Annotated in this window: 16 protein-coding genes; 3 read left to right on the top strand and 13 right to left on the bottom strand. The window is 71.1% G+C overall.

Annotation, left to right across the window (positions count from 1 at the left end; translation table 11 throughout):
* Positions 1–42 precede the first annotated feature (42 nt).
* From AB0F40_RS00730 to rplU, 11 genes are all read right to left on the bottom strand, one after another.
* Positions 43–708, bottom strand: a complete 666-nt coding sequence (locus tag AB0F40_RS00730) for a histidine phosphatase family protein (protein WP_357462586.1) — start codon at positions 706–708, stop codon at positions 43–45.
* A complete protein-coding gene (gene rsfS / locus AB0F40_RS00735; RefSeq protein WP_357462590.1) occupies positions 705–1,142 on the bottom strand; it encodes a ribosome silencing factor in 438 nt (145 codons plus the stop codon). The genes AB0F40_RS00730 and rsfS overlap by 4 nt, the downstream gene beginning before the upstream one ends.
* Positions 1,139–2,434, bottom strand: a complete 1,296-nt coding sequence (locus tag AB0F40_RS00740) for a hypothetical protein (protein ID WP_357462594.1) — start codon at positions 2,432–2,434, stop codon at positions 1,139–1,141. The genes rsfS and AB0F40_RS00740 overlap by 4 nt, the downstream gene beginning before the upstream one ends.
* Positions 2,427–3,041: a nicotinate-nucleotide adenylyltransferase gene (nadD, locus tag AB0F40_RS00745; RefSeq protein ID WP_357462598.1), complete on the bottom strand. Its 615-nt coding sequence runs from the start codon at positions 3,039–3,041 to the stop codon at positions 2,427–2,429. Before nadD ends, AB0F40_RS00740 begins: the two co-directional genes overlap by 8 nt.
* Positions 3,042–3,085: 44 nt before the next feature.
* Positions 3,086–3,238, bottom strand: a complete 153-nt coding sequence (locus AB0F40_RS00750) for a hypothetical protein (protein WP_357462601.1) — start codon at positions 3,236–3,238, stop codon at positions 3,086–3,088.
* A gap of 126 nt (positions 3,239–3,364) precedes the next feature.
* Positions 3,365–4,777 (bottom strand): glutamate-5-semialdehyde dehydrogenase, encoded by a 1,413-nt coding sequence (locus AB0F40_RS00755; RefSeq protein WP_357462604.1) that lies wholly within the window; start codon positions 4,775–4,777, stop codon positions 3,365–3,367.
* 58 nt (positions 4,778–4,835) lie between these two features.
* Positions 4,836–6,281, bottom strand: a complete 1,446-nt coding sequence (locus AB0F40_RS00760; RefSeq protein ID WP_357462607.1) for a hypothetical protein — start codon at positions 6,279–6,281, stop codon at positions 4,836–4,838.
* 69 nt (positions 6,282–6,350) lie between these two features.
* Positions 6,351–7,484, bottom strand: coding sequence for a glutamate 5-kinase (gene proB / locus AB0F40_RS00765; RefSeq protein ID WP_357462989.1), 1,134 nt, complete (start codon positions 7,482–7,484; stop codon positions 6,351–6,353).
* A 145-nt stretch (positions 7,485–7,629) separates the two neighbouring features.
* Positions 7,630–9,150 (bottom strand): GTPase ObgE, encoded by a 1,521-nt coding sequence (gene obgE, locus AB0F40_RS00770; protein ID WP_357462610.1) that lies wholly within the window; start codon positions 9,148–9,150, stop codon positions 7,630–7,632.
* A 168-nt stretch (positions 9,151–9,318) separates the two neighbouring features.
* A complete protein-coding gene (gene rpmA, locus AB0F40_RS00775) occupies positions 9,319–9,576 on the bottom strand; it encodes a 50S ribosomal protein L27 (RefSeq protein ID WP_357462613.1) in 258 nt (85 codons plus the stop codon).
* Positions 9,577–9,666: 90 nt separating this feature from the next.
* Complete coding sequence (gene rplU, locus AB0F40_RS00780; protein ID WP_357462616.1) at positions 9,667–9,975, bottom strand: 50S ribosomal protein L21; 309 nt, start codon at positions 9,973–9,975, stop codon at positions 9,667–9,669.
* A gap of 400 nt (positions 9,976–10,375) precedes the next feature.
* Between rplU and AB0F40_RS00785 the strand changes: the two genes are divergently transcribed.
* The 3 genes from AB0F40_RS00785 (at position 10,376) to AB0F40_RS00795 (ending at position 14,286) form a co-directional block, all read left to right on the top strand.
* Positions 10,376–12,205: a BCCT family transporter gene (locus AB0F40_RS00785; protein WP_357462619.1), complete on the top strand. Its 1,830-nt coding sequence runs from the start codon at positions 10,376–10,378 to the stop codon at positions 12,203–12,205.
* 82 nt (positions 12,206–12,287) lie between these two features.
* A complete protein-coding gene (locus tag AB0F40_RS00790) occupies positions 12,288–12,887 on the top strand; it encodes a protein-L-isoaspartate O-methyltransferase (RefSeq protein ID WP_357462622.1) in 600 nt (199 codons plus the stop codon).
* A 361-nt stretch (positions 12,888–13,248) separates the two neighbouring features.
* Positions 13,249–14,286: an acyl-CoA desaturase gene (locus AB0F40_RS00795; RefSeq protein WP_357462625.1), complete on the top strand. Its 1,038-nt coding sequence runs from the start codon at positions 13,249–13,251 to the stop codon at positions 14,284–14,286.
* Positions 14,287–14,398: 112 nt separating this feature from the next.
* On the opposite strand, the gene AB0F40_RS00800 is transcribed toward AB0F40_RS00795, so the two are convergent.
* Both AB0F40_RS00800 and AB0F40_RS00805 read right to left on the bottom strand, forming a co-directional pair.
* Entirely contained in the window at positions 14,399–15,007 is a 609-nt protein-coding gene (locus AB0F40_RS00800; RefSeq protein ID WP_357462628.1) for a thymidine kinase, read from the bottom strand.
* 105 nt (positions 15,008–15,112) lie between these two features.
* Positions 15,113–16,258, bottom strand: a complete 1,146-nt coding sequence (locus AB0F40_RS00805) for an acyltransferase (protein WP_357462631.1) — start codon at positions 16,256–16,258, stop codon at positions 15,113–15,115.
* Positions 16,259–16,332: the final 74 nt, after the last annotated feature.

A 16,332-nucleotide genomic window follows, 5' to 3' on the forward strand; every position in this document is an offset into this window, starting at 1 on the left:
CAGGGACCAAATCAAAACCCCGTGCGTCCCGTCACTGCCTGGTCACTGCCGCGCTTCGGGCCCGGACTGCCAGGTGTCGAGCGGATATCCGGCGCCCACGTTGTGCGCGACGAGCCGCCAGTCCGGCGTCGCACCCGGGCCGGAGGCACGCAGGTGCGACCAGTGGACGTTGTGCAGGCCGTGCAGCCCCCGCCACGTCGCCGGGTCGAGGCCCAGCAGCCGGGTGATCGCCTGCGTGATGGCCGACCCGTGCGAGACCACGACGAGCGTCTCCCCCGCACCCAGCGCTTCGGCGTGCCGCAGCACCGCCGCCTCCATGCGCCGGGCGACGACGCCCTTTGGCTCGACGCCCTCGATCGGGGGCTCGCCGCCGCTTCGCCAGACCACGTGCTCGTCCGGCCAGCGCTCGGAGATCTCGCTGTCGGTCAGGCCCTCCCAGATGCCGAACGAGCGCTCACGCAGCCCGGCGTCGGTCACGACCTCCAGGCCCACGTGCCGCGCGTACGCGGCGGCCGTGTCCCGTGCCCGCTGCAGGTCGCTGGCCACCACGAGGGAGCCCTTGTGCGACGCCGCCAGCGCCGTGGCGCCCTGCTCAGCCTGCCAGCTCCCGACCTCGTCGAGGGGGATGTCGATCTGGCCCTGCAGGCGCAGTCCCGCGTTGTATGCCGTGCGCGCATGGCGCAGCAGCACGATCGTGCCGGCGGTCACCGGCGGGTGTCCCCGGCCAGGTGGATCGCGCCGTCGTCGGGGTCGCTGTACTCGCCGGTGTCGCCGCCACCCTGCGCGTCCTCGGGGAGAGGGATCGCCGGGCAGTCCTTCCAGAGCCGCTCGAGCGCGTAGTACGTGCGGTCCTCGGCGTGCTGCACGTGCACCACGACGTCGCCGAAGTCGATCAGCACCCAGCGGGCCTCGGACTTGCCCTCCCGGCGGATGGGCTTGACGCCCTCCTTGAAGAGCGACTCCTCGACGGCGTCGACGATCGCCGAGACCTGCCGTTCGCTGGCCCCGGACGCGATGAGGAACACGTCGGTCAGCACGAGCTGCTCGCTCACGTCGAGCGCGATGATCTCCTGCGCCTTGACGCTGCTCGCGGCGCGCGCCGCACGGATCGCGAGCTCTGTAGCGCGGTCTGTCGCGGTCATGCCGCACCACCTCCTGTGAAGCCGCCGGGTAACGCACCCGGCAGTGTGCCCAGCAATGCTGCGGCCTGGTCCTGCGGGAAGGCGCTGTCGCCCTCGAGCACGAGCTTCCAGATCAGGAGGCCCAGCACGAACGCGACGACCACCAGGATGATGTAGTGCAGCCAGGTGTACTGGGGACCCTCGTCCTCCTCCTCGTCCCATTCCTCGTCCGCGTCGCGGCGGGAGGAACGGGACGGAGCGGCCGGACCGGGGCCGAACTGGCCACCGGGACCGCCGGGCTGCTGCTGACCCGGACCACCCGGCTGGCCGGCACCGGGACCACCGGCACCGGGGCGTCCGGGGAACGGGGAAGCGGGGGCCGCTGGGCCACCGCCCGGAGGCAGCGACTGCGGAGCCGCCTGCGCGCCGGCCTCCCACGGGAGGGCAGGTGCGCCGCCCGACATCCCGCTGGGCGGGCCGCCGGCCGGCTGCCCGGGTCCACCCGGTCGCTGCTGACCGAGACCGGACGGCGCGCCGGGCGCGCCCGGGGCACCGGCCCGCGTACCGAACGGTGACGGCGGGCTCGACGGCGGCTGCGTCGGTGCCGGCGGAGGGGCACCCCACTGCGACGTCTGGCCGGGGTCACCAGGCCGGCCGGGAGCACCCGGCCCGCCTGGCATGCCGGGACCGGGGCCCTGCGGCGCGCTCTGGCCACCGAACCGCCCGGACCGGCCCTGCTGGGGCGCGGGCGGCACGGGGGTCGCGGACGGAACGGGGGCGAACGGGCTGGGCGGGCCGCCCTGCGGTCCGGGACCACCCTGCGGTCCGGGGCCGCCCTGCGGCGCCTGGCCGCTCTGGGGGCGGGGGCCCTGCTGACCGGGTCCACCCGGGCCGGGACGCTGACCAAGAGCAGCGGGCCCTTGGCCACCCTGCCCAGGAGCACGGCCACCGGGACCGGACGGCGGACCGCCGGGACCGGACGGCGCGGCGCCGGGCCGGCCCTGCCCGGGCCCACCGGAACCGTACGGCGGCGGGTTGCCACCAGGCTGCTGCACGGGCGTCAGACGGCCGGTCGCGTCCACACCGCGCGAGCCACCCGTCGCCTGCGGTGGCCGAGCCACCGGCGGGTTCTGCGGCGACCAGCCACCCTCGGGCGCGGGCGCGGGCGCGCCACGGTGCGGCTCCTGCTGCCCGCCCTGCGGCGGGTAAGCACCACCACCGGCGCTGCCGGCACCGCCGGCGGCGGCCGCGGCAGCAGCCTCACGCTCGCGGATCTCGCGGCGCGTCATGGGACGACCCTTGTTGTCACTCATCGTGAAGACCTCGATACAGTCCGTGCTTGGCGATGTACTGGACCACGCCGTCAGGCACCAGATACCAGACCGGCAACCCCTCCTCGGCCCGACGACGACAGTCGGTCGAGGAGATAGCTAGCGCGGGAACCTCGAGCGTCGTCACTCCGTCCCGAGGCAGCCCGTCCACGGAGAGCATGTGCCCTGGCCGTGTGACAGCGACGAAGTGTGCCATGTCCCACAGCTTCTCGGCATCCTTCCACCGAAGAATCTGCTGGATGGCGTCAGCACCCGAGATGAAATAGAGGTCCGCCTCCGGACGCTGGTCACGCAGATCCCGGAGGGTGTCCACCGTGTACGTGAGGCCCGCTCGGTCGATGTCGACGCGGCTCACCGTGAAGCGCGGGTTGGACGCCGTGGCGATCACCGTCATGAGATAACGGTGCTCCGCCGGGGTGACCCGCTGCTTCTGCTTGAAGCCCGGCCGGCCCGTGGGGACGAAGACGACTTCGTCCAGCCCCAGGTGGGCGACCGCCTCGCTCGCGGCGACGAGGTGTCCGTGGTGGATGGGATCGAACGTGCCGCCCATCACCCCGATGCGCGGCCTGGTCCCAGTGGGGGCACTCATACGGTGGGTGCGCTCATCTGGTCGTCACGCTCCCGTCTGGCGGATCAGTGCCGGTTGCCGACGTTGCGGAACGCGAACGTGACGAGCAGTGCGGCAAGGAGCGCGCCGAAGGCGATCAGGCCGAGGGCGATCGGGGCGATCGGCTCGGCGGCGTGCTCCGCGGCGGCCTCGGCGGCCAGGACAGCGTTGTGCAGCACGGGTCTTCCTCCCAGTTGGACGTGCTCAGGTGGGCTTTAGTCTCTCACGGACGAATTGCGGCCAGTACATCGTGGCACTAGGCCGCAAGGAGATCCTGCGGAGGTCTCCGGAACGCCCGCCGACCCTCATGGCTTGACGTGCCCGTCGCCCGTGACCACCCACTTGGTGGTGGTGAGCTCGGTCAGTCCCATGGGACCACGCGCATGCAGCTTTTGCGTGGAGATTCCGATCTCCGCACCCAGGCCGAGCTCACCGCCGTCGGTGAACCGGGTCGATGCGTTCACCATCACGGCAGCGGAGTCGACCTCCGCGACGAACCGGTCCGCCGCGGCGATGTCCTTCGTGACGATCGCCTCCGTGTGCCCGGAGGACCAGGTGCGGATGTGCTCGATCGCCGCGTCCAGCGACGGCACCACCCGCACGCCGAGCTCCAGGGCCAGGTACTCCGTTGCCCAGTCCTCGTCCGTCGCTGGAACCATGTCGGCGCCGCCGGGGGCAAAGGACATGGCTTCGGGGTCACCGTGCAGCACCACGCCGGCGTCGGACAGTGCCGCGAGCGCCACCGGCAGGAACGCCGCCGCGGCGTCCGCGTGCACGAGCAGCGTCTCTGCGGCGTTGCACACGCCGACCCGCTGGGTCTTCGCGTTCAGCACGATCGCGACGGCCATGGCGACGTCGGCCGTCGCGTCCACGTAGACGTGCACGTTCCCGACCCCCGTCTCGATGACGGGCACGAGGGACTCGCGGACCACCGTCTGGATGAGGTCGGCGCCGCCCCGCGGGATCAGCACGTCCACCAGGCCGCGGGCGCGCATGAGCGCCACGCCGCCCGCCCGGCCGTACGCGTCGATCGACTGGACCAGGTCGGCGGGGAGCCCGCGGGCCTCGAGGGCGTCCCGCATCACGGCGACGATCACCGCGTTCGACGACGACGCCGCGCTCCCCCCGCGCAGGATCACCGCGTTGCCGGACTTCAGGGCCAGGCCGGCGGCGTCGACCGTGACGTTGGGCCGGGCCTCGTAGATCATGCCGACCACGCCCATGGGCACCCGGACCTGGCGCAGGCGCAGGCCGTTGGGCAGGGTCTGCCCGCGCACCACCTCACCGACCGGGTCGGGCAGCCCGGAGACGTCGCGCAGCGCGTCGGCGATCTGCGCGATCCGCTCCGGGGTGAGGGCGAGCCGGTCCAGGAGGCCGTCCGACATCCCGTTGGCGCGTCCGCGCTCCAGGTCCTCGGCGTTCGCGGCCACGATCCGGTCGGCCGCGGCGACCAGCGCGTCCGCGATCGCGCCGAGCGCGGCGTCCTTCGTCATACGGTTCGCGGTGGCCAGGGTCCGCGACGCGACCTTCGCCCGCCGCGCGACGTCGCGCACCGCGGCGGTGACGTCCGCGGTGCCCGACGACGGAGCCGTGCTCGGGGCCCCCGCGTCGTCCCGCCGCGAAGCCAGGGCGGCGTGGGGCGAGGGCGGCGGCGGTGTGGCTGCTCCGGGGGTGTCGCCTCCGGTACGGGTCGCCTCGTCCTGGCTCGCTGTCGTCATGCGTCGAGAGTACGTCGGGTGGGCCCGGATGCCGAGGGCGAATCCGTGGTGCGGACGCTCACCAGGACGGACGCGCCGCCCGCGGCGGCACGAAGTGGGTGAACGCCGGCTCGTGGTCGGACACCCCGGACACCGGGTCGAAGATCCCGAAGTAGTCGGGCCCCAGCTGCCACGCAGCACGGTTCAGGTGCCGCGGGCTCAGGCTTGGCCAGTGCCCCGTGTCGACCCGCCGTTCGAGCGCACGGAGCGCGACCAGCTCCTCCGCGACGCTGAGCGTCAGGTGTGCACCCCGCTCGACGTAGACGCTGCGGTATCGCTCGCGGTCCCCCACCTCGGCCACGCGGTCGCCGAAGGACCGCTCGTACGACGGCGGCGCCCCGCCGTCACCCGTCGTGTGCAGGGTGAGGACCGGCGACGGCGTGGTGCCCTCTGGCCGGTGCCGCACCAGGTTCGCCTGGGCGTCCGGATCGGCCTCGATGACCGGCTCGGCGGCGAGGGCCGCGAGGTCGGCGGACAGGTCAGCCTCCGACGCCGCTGCGTACGCCGCCCGCACCTCGCGCAGGTCGCCGGAGCGCACGAGCCTGTGCGCCCAGCTGCCGTCGAAGGAGCTGGAGGCGTTCCCGCCGAGCTTCGCCTCCCAGTCCACACGTGCCGTCGGGCCGAGCCCCACCGAGTACGCCCAGATGAGCCACTGCGCCTGGCCGTTGATCCAGTCCTCGAGGTCGTCGGGCTCCGGCTGGGTCACGTCGTACCACCCGCTGATGTTGTTGAGCGAGGCGATGAGCGCGATCCGGGCGCGACCTTCGGGGGTCTCGGCCGCTGCGGTGAGCGCATCCGCCAGCGCGGTGCGGCTCGCCATGGGGTCGCTGGGGTGCACCAGCTCGATGGGCTCGCCGCCGGCGTCCGTACCGTCGGTGAGCAGCACCTTGGTGGCGAGGTTGACGTCGAGGACGGTGTCGAGCATGCCGACGACGTCGATCGCGCCGCCGATCGTGAGAACGCCGTCGATCCGGTCCGGCTCCACCTCGGCGTGCTTGATCGCCGTCACCGCGCCCATCGAGGACCCGGTGGTGAAGGTACGCTCCGGCTCGCCGACGTTCCGTTCGAACCAGTCCAGCAGGCGCGACTGGTCGCCGACGGCGGTCGGGACGGTGAAGTCGAGGCCGCCGCCCTGGAACAGCGACGCCGCAAGGGCATAGCCGCGGTCGGTGAGCGCGGCCTCGGTGGCGGGCTGGTTGGCCAGAAGGTGCGGCACGGGCATCTCGCCGAAGAACTCGGACGGGTAGTTGCCGTGGCTGTAGAGCAGCAGCGTCCCGTTCCAGTCCTCGGGGACCAGGACGCGGTAGTCGGCTCCCTCGATCTCGCCCGTGTATTCAGTGGGCGGGGCATCGGTGGACGAGACGTGGTCCGCTGCCTGGGCGGCGGTCGGACCAACCAGGAGGGGGACGAGCAGGGCGGTCTGGGCGGCGAGCGCCGTCAGGGCCGCGGTGCGGGTGTGTCGCATCAGAACTCCTCGGGTCGTGCGGCCCCGCGTCGGTGCGCAGCCGCCTCACCGAGTTCGACGCGGCGACCCCTATGAACTCATCGGCCGGTCGAGCACCAGGTCGTCCCGGTGCACGACGACGCGGTCGTAGCCCTCCCCCAGCTCCTCGCGCAGCGCGTAGGTCGAGCGACCGAGCAGGGCGGGGAGGTCGCTCGCGTCGAAGGCGACGAGCCCCCTGGCGACGACGGTGCCGTCCGGCGCGACGAGCTCCACGGGGTCGCCGGCGTCGAACTGGCCCTCGGCCCGGGTGATCCCGGCGGGCAGCAGCGAGGCGCGGCCCCCGAGGACGGCTCGCGCGGCGCCGTCGTCCAGGTGGAGGCGGCCCTCGGTGCGCGCGGCGTGCGCTATCCACAGGCGGCGTGCGGACGTGCGGCGTCCCGTGGCGGCGAAGAACGTGCCGACGTCGTCCCCTGCGAGCGCGGCCGCCGCGTTGCCCGCGAGCGTGAGGACGGTGGGGACGCCCGCACCGGTGGCGATCCGCACGGACTCCAGCTTGGTGACCATGCCGCCCGTGCCGACGGCGCTGCCGCGTGCGGTCACCTCGACGCCGGCGATCTCGGCGAGGTCGTCGACCAGCGGGATCCGGCGAGCACCGGGGCGGGACGGCGGCGCGTCGTGCAGGCCGTCGACGTCGGTCAGGAGCAGCAGGGCGTCGGCCCGCACGAGGTGCGACACGAGCGCCGCGAGGCGGTCGTTGTCGCCGAACTTCAGCTCGTCGGTGGTGACGGCGTCGTTCTCGTTGATGACCGGCACGACGCCGAGCGCGAGCAGCCGCTCCAGCGCACGCTGGGCGTTGCGATAGCGGGCGCGGCGAACGGTGTCCTCAGCGGTCAGCAGGATCTGGCCGATCTGGATGCCGAAGGTCGCGAACTCCTCCTGGTACCGGCCGGCGAGCTGGCCCTGGCCGACCGACGCCGCGGCCTGCATCGTGGCGAGGTCGCGCGGCCTCGTCCCGAGCCCGAGCGGGCCGATCCCCGCGGAGATGGCACCCGACGTGACGAGCACGATCTGGGTGCCGTCGGCCTGCCGGGCCGCGAGGACCTCGACGACCCCGCGCAGCGCCCCGACGTCGAGGTGCCCGTCCGGGCCGGTCAGCGACGACGAGCCGATCTTCACCACCACGCGCCGGGCGCCGGCGACGGCGGACCGGGCGCGGGCGGTCACGGCATCCTGGTTCGCGGCGTCCTGGGGACTTGCCGAGGGTTCGAGGGGGCTCACGCCCCCATCCTCGCTGTACCCCGCCCCCGCACGCGCGGTCATTTCACGCTCCGGGACCCACCCCGCCGAAGTAGGGCGGCCTGGCGGGTGGTCAGTCGGCGTCCGGGTCCGTCCAGACGCCGGCCTCACGCTCGGTCCACAGCTCGCGCCGGGCCTCCGTCTTGGCGTCCATGCGCTCGTTGAACTCCCGGCGCTTGTCACCACGCGTGGGCCGCTCGCTCTGCTCGAGCCGCAGGTCGCTACCGCGGCCGCCGAGCAGCTCCGGACCGGTCTGCAGCGTGGGCTCCCAGTCGAAGACGACGGCGTTGTTCGGGTCGCCGATGCGCACCTCGTCGCCCGCGACGGCCCCGGCCTTGAACAGGCCGTCCTCGATGCCGATCTTCGCGAGCCGGTCGGCGAGGAAGCCAACTGCCTCGTCGTTGTTGAAGTCGGTCTGCTTCACCCACCGCTCCGGCTTGGTGCCGCGCACCTCGAACCAGTAGCCGGTCTCGGCGCCACCCAGGCGCCGCACGGTGAACCGCGACTCGTTCACGGCACGCGGGCGCAGCACGACCGGAGCACGCTCCGGGGCGGGCGCCGCCGCACGGGCCTTCTCCACGATCTCGGCCAGGGCGAACTTCAGCTCCCGCAGGCCCTCGTGGCTGGCGGTGGAGATCTCGAAGACGCGCAGCCCGCGTGCCTCGAGGTCGGACTTCACGAACTCCGCGAGCTCGCGCGCCTCTGGCACGTCGATCTTGTTGAGCACCACGAGCCGGGGGCGCTCGGTGAGCGGCACGCGACCGCCATCGATGCCGATGTCGCCCGCGTAGGCGGCGAGCTCGGCCTCGATCAGGTCGAGGTCGCTGATCGGGTCGCGACCGGGCTCCAGCGTGGCGCAGTCGAGCACGTGGACGATCATCGCCGTGCGCTCGATGTGCCGCAGGAACTCCAGCCCCAGGCCCTTGCCCTCGCTCGCGCCAGGGATCAGGCCCGGCACGTCGGCGACGGTGAACCGCGACTGGCCGGCCTGCACGACGCCGAGGTTCGGCACCAGGGTCGTGAACGGGTAGTCCGCGATCTTGGGCCGGGCCGCCGAGATGGCGGCGATCAGCGACGACTTGCCCGCGCTGGGGAAGCCGACGAGCGCCACGTCGGCGATCGTCTTGACCTCGAGCTCGATCTCAGCGGTGTCGCCCTCCTCTCCGAGCAGCGCGAAGCCGGGAGCCTTGCGCTTCTGCGACGCCAGCGCCCGGTTGCCCAGGCCGCCCTTGCCGCCCGCTGCGACGACGTACTCGGCACCGTCACCCACGAGGTCCGCCAGGATGTTGCCGTCCAGGTCCTTCACGACCGTGCCGTCCGGCACCTTCAGGATCAGGTCGCCGCCCTTGGCTCCGTCCTTGTCGTCACCCATCCCCTGGGTGCCCGACGTCGCGCGCCGGTGCGGCGAGTGGTGGTACTCGAGGAGGGTGGTGGTGCTCGCGTCGACGAGCAGCTTGACGGTGCCGCCGTCGCCACCGTTACCGCCGTCGGGCCCCGCGAGGGGCTTGAACTTCTCGCGGCGGATCGAGGCGCAGCCGTTCCCGCCGTTACCCCCGGCGGCGTGGAGAACCACCCGGTCTACGAAGCTGGCCATGTCTCGATCCTCTCAAGTGCTACTCGCAAGCACTGCTAAATGGAGCCGCCCGGGACGGGCCGCTCGCGAAAAAGCGAAGGGAGCGCACCGTCACCGGTGCGCTCCCTTACGCGGATGCAGGAGCTCAGGCAGCGTTGCTCACGCCTGATCCTGCGGTGTGGCTACGGCTCAGGCGTCGACCGTCACGATGTCGATGACCTTGCGGCCACGACGGGCGCCGAACTGCACGGCGCCGGGGGTGAGGGCGAACAGGGTGTCGTCCTTGCCGCGACCCACGTTGACGCCCGGGTGGAAGTGGGTGCCGCGCTGGCGGACGATGATCTCGCCGGCCTTCACGACCTGGCCACCGAAGCGCTTCACGCCGAGGCGCTGGGCGTTGGAGTCACGACCGTTGCGCGAGGAGCTCGCGCCCTTCTTGTGTGCCATCTGCTGGACCTGTTCTTTCGGGACGAAGGAGAAGAAGAAGTATCTGGATCACGCGCGGGTTCTCTCATCAGAGGAGGCCCGCAGCGGAAGTCACTTGATGCCGGTGACCTTGAGCCGGGTCAGCGACTGACGGTGACCCTGACGCTTGCGGTAGCCGGTCTTGTTCTTGTACTTGAGGATCGTGATCTTGGGACCCTTCTCGTCCCGCACGACCTCAGCGGTGACCTTGACCTTCGCCAGCTTCTTCGCGTCGGTGGTCACCTTCTCCCCATCCACGAGCAGGAGTGCCGGGAGCTCAAGGGTCTCACCGGGGGTCGCCTGGACACGGTCCATGACGACGATGCTCCCGACGGACACCTTCTCCTGACGGCCACCGGCCTTGACGATCGCGTACACCACGTTCAACTCATCTCTCTAGTCTTGGCGTGCGCGCACGACGGAATCCACCGGCTTTGCTGTGACTCGCTCCGCCGCGGCGGTCGAGTGCGATGCGCCATGGGCACGCAGGACGGGTGCGCAGACAGCACACCGAAGCACTAGGTTACGCGACGCACCTGACGGGTTCAAACCGGTGGCCACGTGGCCTTGCCCACCATCGCCACGTGCTCACCCGTGTGTCCGGTCGCACAGATCGCCTCGAAATGACCGTGCGTCCCAGTCAGGCAGCCAATTCTCCGACCGTATACATACCGATTCGCTCATTAGATAGCGACGGAACAAAGTTTCGACCACTTCACCTGGTAACGTCCGTGACTGTTTTTTGACCGAGAATTCTTCGCCGCACCGAGAGGAACCTCCGATGGCGAGCCGCAAGAACAACGGCAAACCCACCGACCATCCCGCACTGCTGCCCGGCCTGGGGGTCGAACGCACCGGCAGCAACTTCGGCACCAACTGGGGCGTGTTCGTGTTCGCCGCGGTTCTCGTCGCCGGCGTCATCGCCTGGGGTGTCGTGTCGCCCGAGAGCCTGGCCTCGGCCTCGGCAGCGGGCCTGAGCTGGGTCTCCGGGTCCTTCGGCTGGCTGTTCGGCCTGCTCACGATCTCCGTCTTCATCTTCATGATGTGGCTCGGCTACGGGCGCTACCGCGGCATCCGGCTCGGGCAGGACAACGAGAAGCCCGAGTTCAGCACCGGCTCGTGGCTCGCGATGATGTTCTCCGCCGGGATCGGCGTGGGACTGCTCTTCTTCGGCCCGTACGAGCCCATGACGTACTTCCTGGACCTGCCGCCCGCCTACGAGGGCCTCGCACCCGGCAGCAACCAGGCGATGCACGCCGCGATCGTGCAGACCGTCTTCCACTGGGGCCCCATGGCCTGGGCCTACTACGCCCTGGTCGGCGGCGCGGTGGCCTACGCGTCGTTCCGCAAGGGTCGCCCCGCACTGATCTCCTCACTGCTAGAGCCGATCTTCGGCGAGCGGACCAAGGGGTGGGTCGGCTCCGTGATCGACACCTTCGCGATCATCGTGACCCTGTTCGGCGTCGCCGTGACCCTCGGCATCGGCGCGCTGCAGATCGGCCGTGGCGTGGAGATCGTCTCCGGCATCGGCCCGCTCGGCAACGGCGCGATCATCGTGATCATCGCGATCCTGTCCATGGCGTTCATCGTGTCGGCGGTCTCCGGTGTGAAACGCGGGATCCGCGCCCTGTCGAACATCAACATGGTCGTGGCCGCACTGCTCGGCGTCTTCGTGTTCGTGGTCGGCCCCACGGCATTCCTGCTCAACCTCTTCCAGGGCACGCTGATGGAGTTCGTCGGCGACTCGTTCCGCCTCATGGCGCAGACCGCCGTGACCACCCCGGACGCCCAGCCGTTCATGGACTCGTGGACCACGTACTACTGGGCGTGGTGGGTGTCCTGGACCCCGTTCGTCGGCCTGTTCATCGCCAAGATCAGCCGTGGCCGCACACTGCGCGAGTTCGTCACCACCGTCATCGTGGCACCGAGCCTCGTCTGCCTCGTGTGGTTCACCGTCCTGGGCGGCACGTCCATGTGGGTGGAGCAGGCGAACGGAGCGCTCAGCTCCGCCGAGTCCCCGCAGGACATGCTCTTCGCCCTGCTGCGGGAGCTGCCGTTCGGCACGTTCACGTCGGTGATCGCGATGATCTCCATCGTCATCTTCTTCGTGACGAGCGCCGACTCAGGGGCCATCGTCATGGCGAGCCTGTCGCAGCGCGGCAATCCGACGCCGAGCCCCTGGGTCACCGTCGTGTGGGGCCTCGCCCTGGCCGCGATCGCGTGTGTGCTGCTCGTGGGTGGCGGCTCGCTCGCCCTGAACGGCCTGCAGAGCCTCGTCATCATCACCGCGCTGCCGTTCGCGTTCATCGTGATCCTCGTGATGTTCGCGTGGGCCAAGGATCTGGCCCGCGACCCGCTGACGCTACGCCGCCGCTACGCCCGCGAGGCGATCGTGCAGGGCGTGCGGACGGGCATCCAGGAGCACGGCGACGACTTCGTGGTCGGTGTCGTGCGCACCGAGGGCGCCGACAAGGGCGCGGGCGCTTGGCTGGACTCCGAGGACCCGGCGCTGACCGAGTGGTACCGGCCGGAACATGCCGACATCCCCACCAACGGTTCGGCCGCGCCGACGGCGGACACCGGGGATGCGGAGCCCGTCGGCTCCCGCTGAGCCCAGCCACCCGGAACAGGTCCGGGGTGGGCACCTGGCGACCTTGATCCGCCTGTGCCTACCCTGGAACCGGGTGATCCCGATGGTCTCTGAACTGGCAACCGAGCACGACGACATCGCGCGCGCCATGCGCGCGGTCCCCCGTCGCGAGTTCCTGCCGCGGTCACAGCGACCGCTCGCGCACCAGGACCGGCCGCTGCCGATCGGGCGCGGCCAGACGTCGTCGCAGCCGACGACGGTCGCCGCGATGCTCCGCCTCCTGCGCGTACCGCTGGGCGCACGCGTGCTCGACGTCGGCGCGGGCTCCGGCTGGACCACCGCGCTGCTGGCCTACCTGGTCGGGCCGCACGGTTCGGTGCTCGGTGTCGAGCGGGACGGCCGGCTCGCCTCCTGGGGCGCTGCCAACGTCGGACGCACCGGGATGCAGTGGGCGAGCATCGAGCAGGCGACGCCCGGTGCGCTCGGCCACCCCCGGCCGAACGGCTGGGACCGGATCCTCGTGTCCGCGGCGGCACCGGCCCTCCCGCGTGCGCTGGTGGACCAGGTCGGGTACGGCGGCCGCATGGTCATCCCGATCCGGACGACGCTGCTGCTCATCGAACGGCTGCCCGACGGCAGGACCCGTGCGACCGACCACGGCGGGTACCGGTTCGTCCCGCTCATCGAGGACGTCGCGGAGTGAGTGCACGTGCCCACGTGGTGAAGGCCACTGGCCGGTGCCCGGAAGGCGCATCGGCGCCGCGGGCAGCCCGCTGCCGCTGAGCCAAACCGGTCAATTGGTATTTGACAGACCAAGAACGTGTCGGTCATCACAAGAACTGGTCAACGTACCGTCTGCAACCCTTCGCGAGGCGTCCACAATCGCCCCGCGCGACCGTAACCTACGGTCCCGTAGGCTCGGGCTATCTGCACCATGGGGCGAAATCGTCCGATCCGCGGCTGAGAAGTCGAACCGAGCATGTGAGGACCACATGGCCCAAGCTGCCCCTAACGTCCGCGAGGGCTTCCGCCCGACGAAACCCCGCGACCCCGACGCGCAGCCGGTGACCAGCACCTATTCGTCGCTGGCACGCACCGTGCGCGACGCCGGCCTGCTTCACCGTGCTCACCACTACTACGCTTGGACGCTCGCCGCGCTCACCGTCGCGCTCGGCGGGATCATCACCGGATTCGTCCTGCTGGGCGACTCGTGGCTCCAGCTGCTCATGGCCGGCGCACTCGGCCTGGTGCTGACGCAGTTCGCCTTCGTCGCGCACGAGGCGTCGCACCGCCAGGTCTTCGAGTCCGGCCCCCGTAACGACCGCGTGGGGCGCCTCCTCGCCAACGTGGTGGTCGGCATCAGCTACTCGTGGTGGATGAACAAGCACACGCGGCACCACGCGAACCCGAACAAGGTCGACAAGGACCCGGACATCGCGAACGACACGATCGCGTTCACCGAGGACGGCGTCCGCCAGCACCGCGGGCTCAAGCGGTGGATCAACCGCTACCAGGGCTGGCTGTTCTTCCCGCTGCTCACGCTCGAGGGCCTGAACCTGCACCTCACGTCGATCCAGTCGCTGTTCCGGGGAACGCCCGAGACCCTCCGCGCCCGGGTCCGCGAGCTGGTGCTCATCACGGTCCGCCTCAGCGCCTACATCGCGATCCTGTTCGTGGTGCTGCCGCCCGGGATGGCCTTCGCGTTCCTCGGCGTGCAGATGGCCGTGTTCGGCGTCTACATGGGCGCCTCGTTCGCCCCCAACCACAAGGGCATGGCGATCATCCCCGCCGACAGCCGCCTCGACTTCCTCTCGAAGCAGGTGCTGACCTCCCGCAACATCCGTGGCGGATGGTTCATGAACATCCTCATGGGCGGCCTCAACTTCCAGATCGAGCACCACCTGTTCCCGAGCATGCCGCGGCCGCACCTCATCCGGACCGCCGTGATCGTCCGGGAGCACTGCGCGAACCTCGGTATTCCATACACCGAGACGAGCCTTGCGCAGTCGTACATGATCGTCGTCGAGTACCTGAACCGGGTGGGTCTGGCGGCCCGTGACCCGTTCGACTGCCCGCAGTACAAGTCGCTCCGCAACGTTTGATCCGGGGCGGGCCCCGGCGGGGCGCTCCCCGGGTGTGTTCGTCCCCGGATGTAGTCGGTAGAACGTCAGGTGATCGGTACCTCGGAATGCCGAACACCTGACGTTCTACCGACTACGCGTCCTTGTGCCTCCGGCAGCGCGCCTCGTACGACTCCGACCCGCCCACGTGCGCGGCCACCGGCACGAGCGCGCCGCCCGGGCCGGGGCCATCGGCGTCGGGCACCGGCGGCGCCCCGGGTACCCGGACATGGAACGCGGCGTCCGCGCCGCACACGGAGCACACGGCCGTGAGCTTCTCCACCGACTCGGCGAGCGCCATCAGCTCGGGCAGGGGCGAGAAGGGCTGCCCGTCGAACGTGACGGACAGCCCTGCCACGACCACCACGAGCCCGCGGCCCGCGAGGTCGGAGACCACAGGCACGAGGCCGGCTCCGAAGAACTGCGCCTCGTCGATGGCGACGAGCTCGGTCCCCGGACCCGACTCGAGCAGGCCCGGGATGTCCGCGGCGTCCGACACCGTGCGTGACGGCACGCCCTGTCCCGAGTGCGAGCTCACCCTGCCGACACCCCTGCGGGCGTCGAGCGCATGGCTCACCACCAGCACCCCGCGCTGGGCGATCCTGGCGCGCCGCACCCGGCGCAACAGCTCCTCGGACTTGCCCGCGAACATGGGGCCTGCGATCACTTCGAGGCGTCCGTCGCCCAGACCGTCGTCTTTCATGACTGTCAGTCAAGCATCCCGTGCCGAGGCCACATCCCGGCGGCACGTGACATCGCCGCTGCGGTGCCGGACGCCGAGCTCCGCGTCCTCACGCGCACCGGACGCCTACAGCACCCGCGACACCCCGGGGACCCGCCGCAGCAGGTGGGCGAACCCCCAGCACAGCGGCACCGAGAGCGCGAGCAGGATCAGGAACTTCACGCCTGCCGGTGCGGTCAGGGGTGCGAGGAGCATCGCGACCCCGACGAGCACCAGCGGGTGGATGACGTACACCGCGAACGAGTCTCGTGCGGCGGTCCGCGCCCATGCGGGCTGCGCCGAGAACCGCTCCCGGAACAGCACCAGCAGCGCCAGGACCATGCTCACCGCGAAGACGTTCTCGGCGAGCGAGGCAACCAGCTGGACGAGGACGCCGGCACCCGGCGCGGTCGCGAGTGCGCTGGTGCCGAGCGCCAGGACCAGGCTGACGAGAGCCATGACCAGCGCCAGCCGGCCCTGTCGCACGGTGAGCGCGGTGAGCCACCCGCGGCGCGCGGCCAGCAGCCCGGTCACGAAGAGGATCACGTACTGCGGCAGGTACGCCGGGGAGGGCAGGCCGGCGAGCTGCCAGTAGGTCCCGGCCGGCACCAGGAACCGCCAGAGGAACGTCGCGACCGTCAGCAGGGCGACGAGCCCCGCGACCGCCCGGAAGCGGACCGGCCGCGGCTCGACGTCGGCGGCGGGCAGCACGGCGTCGACCACGCCGGAGCGGGCGGCGAGCCGGGTGCGCAGCGCACGGAACGCCGCGTACACGAGCGACATCACCAGGAGCACCTCGAGGAACCAGAGCGGTCCGGCGTCGCCGACGGTGAACCAGAAGTGCAGCAGGGACTCCCCCTCTGCGCTGCGCTCCGGCCACTCCGGCAGGTGAAGCACGGGCCGCGCCACCAGCCAGAACGCCACCAGGGGAATCCCGAGCCGGACCAGGCGGTCCCGTGCGAAGGCGCCCGGGCCCTTGCGGTCCACGGACCCCGGTACGAACAAGCCGGAGAGCAGGAAGAAGAAGCCCATGAAATAGAGCTGGTTCACGACCACCAGCAGCATCAGCGCGACGCCGGACGGGCTGGTGCTCGGCTCGGTCCAGTACCAGAGCGGGAGTGCGCCGTAGGTCAGGGCGCTGTGGTGCGCCAGGACCAGCACGGTCAGCAGGATCCGCAGGTTGTCGACATACCCGAGCCGGGTCGTGGCCGGCCTTGCGACGGTCGTGGTCATCTCGGTCTCCGAGTCTCGTGGATCGCTGCTTCGTTGGTTCATTACTCCACTAATGAACCACAGAACACGGCCCA

The sequence above is a fragment of the Promicromonospora sp. NPDC023987 genome (assembly GCF_040639055.1).
Classification (GTDB): Bacteria; Actinomycetota; Actinomycetes; order Actinomycetales; family Cellulomonadaceae; genus Promicromonospora.

Excerpts from the sequence above, each read along its gene's own strand:
- rsfS (WP_357462590.1), bottom strand. The coding sequence starts at position 1,142 with ATGACCGCGACAGACCGCGCTACAGAGCTCGCGATCCGTGCGGCGCGC.
- AB0F40_RS00740 (WP_357462594.1), bottom strand. The coding sequence starts at position 2,434 with ATGAGTGACAACAAGGGTCGTCCCATGACGCGCCGCGAGATCCGCGAG.
- nadD (WP_357462598.1), bottom strand. The coding sequence starts at position 3,041 with ATGAGTGCCCCCACTGGGACCAGGCCGCGCATCGGGGTGATGGGCGGC.
- AB0F40_RS00755 (WP_357462604.1), bottom strand. The coding sequence starts at position 4,777 with ATGACGACAGCGAGCCAGGACGAGGCGACCCGTACCGGAGGCGACACC.
- AB0F40_RS00760 (WP_357462607.1), bottom strand. The coding sequence starts at position 6,281 with ATGCGACACACCCGCACCGCGGCCCTGACGGCGCTCGCCGCCCAGACC.
- obgE (WP_357462610.1), bottom strand. The coding sequence starts at position 9,150 with ATGGCCAGCTTCGTAGACCGGGTGGTTCTCCACGCCGCCGGGGGTAAC.
- rpmA (WP_357462613.1), bottom strand. The coding sequence starts at position 9,576 with ATGGCACACAAGAAGGGCGCGAGCTCCTCGCGCAACGGTCGTGACTCC.
- AB0F40_RS00785 (WP_357462619.1), top strand. The coding sequence starts at position 10,376 with ATGGCGAGCCGCAAGAACAACGGCAAACCCACCGACCATCCCGCACTG.
- AB0F40_RS00790 (WP_357462622.1), top strand. The coding sequence starts at position 12,288 with ATGGTCTCTGAACTGGCAACCGAGCACGACGACATCGCGCGCGCCATG.
- AB0F40_RS00800 (WP_357462628.1), bottom strand. The coding sequence starts at position 15,007 with ATGAAAGACGACGGTCTGGGCGACGGACGCCTCGAAGTGATCGCAGGC.
- AB0F40_RS00805 (WP_357462631.1), bottom strand. The coding sequence starts at position 16,258 with ATGACCACGACCGTCGCAAGGCCGGCCACGACCCGGCTCGGGTATGTC.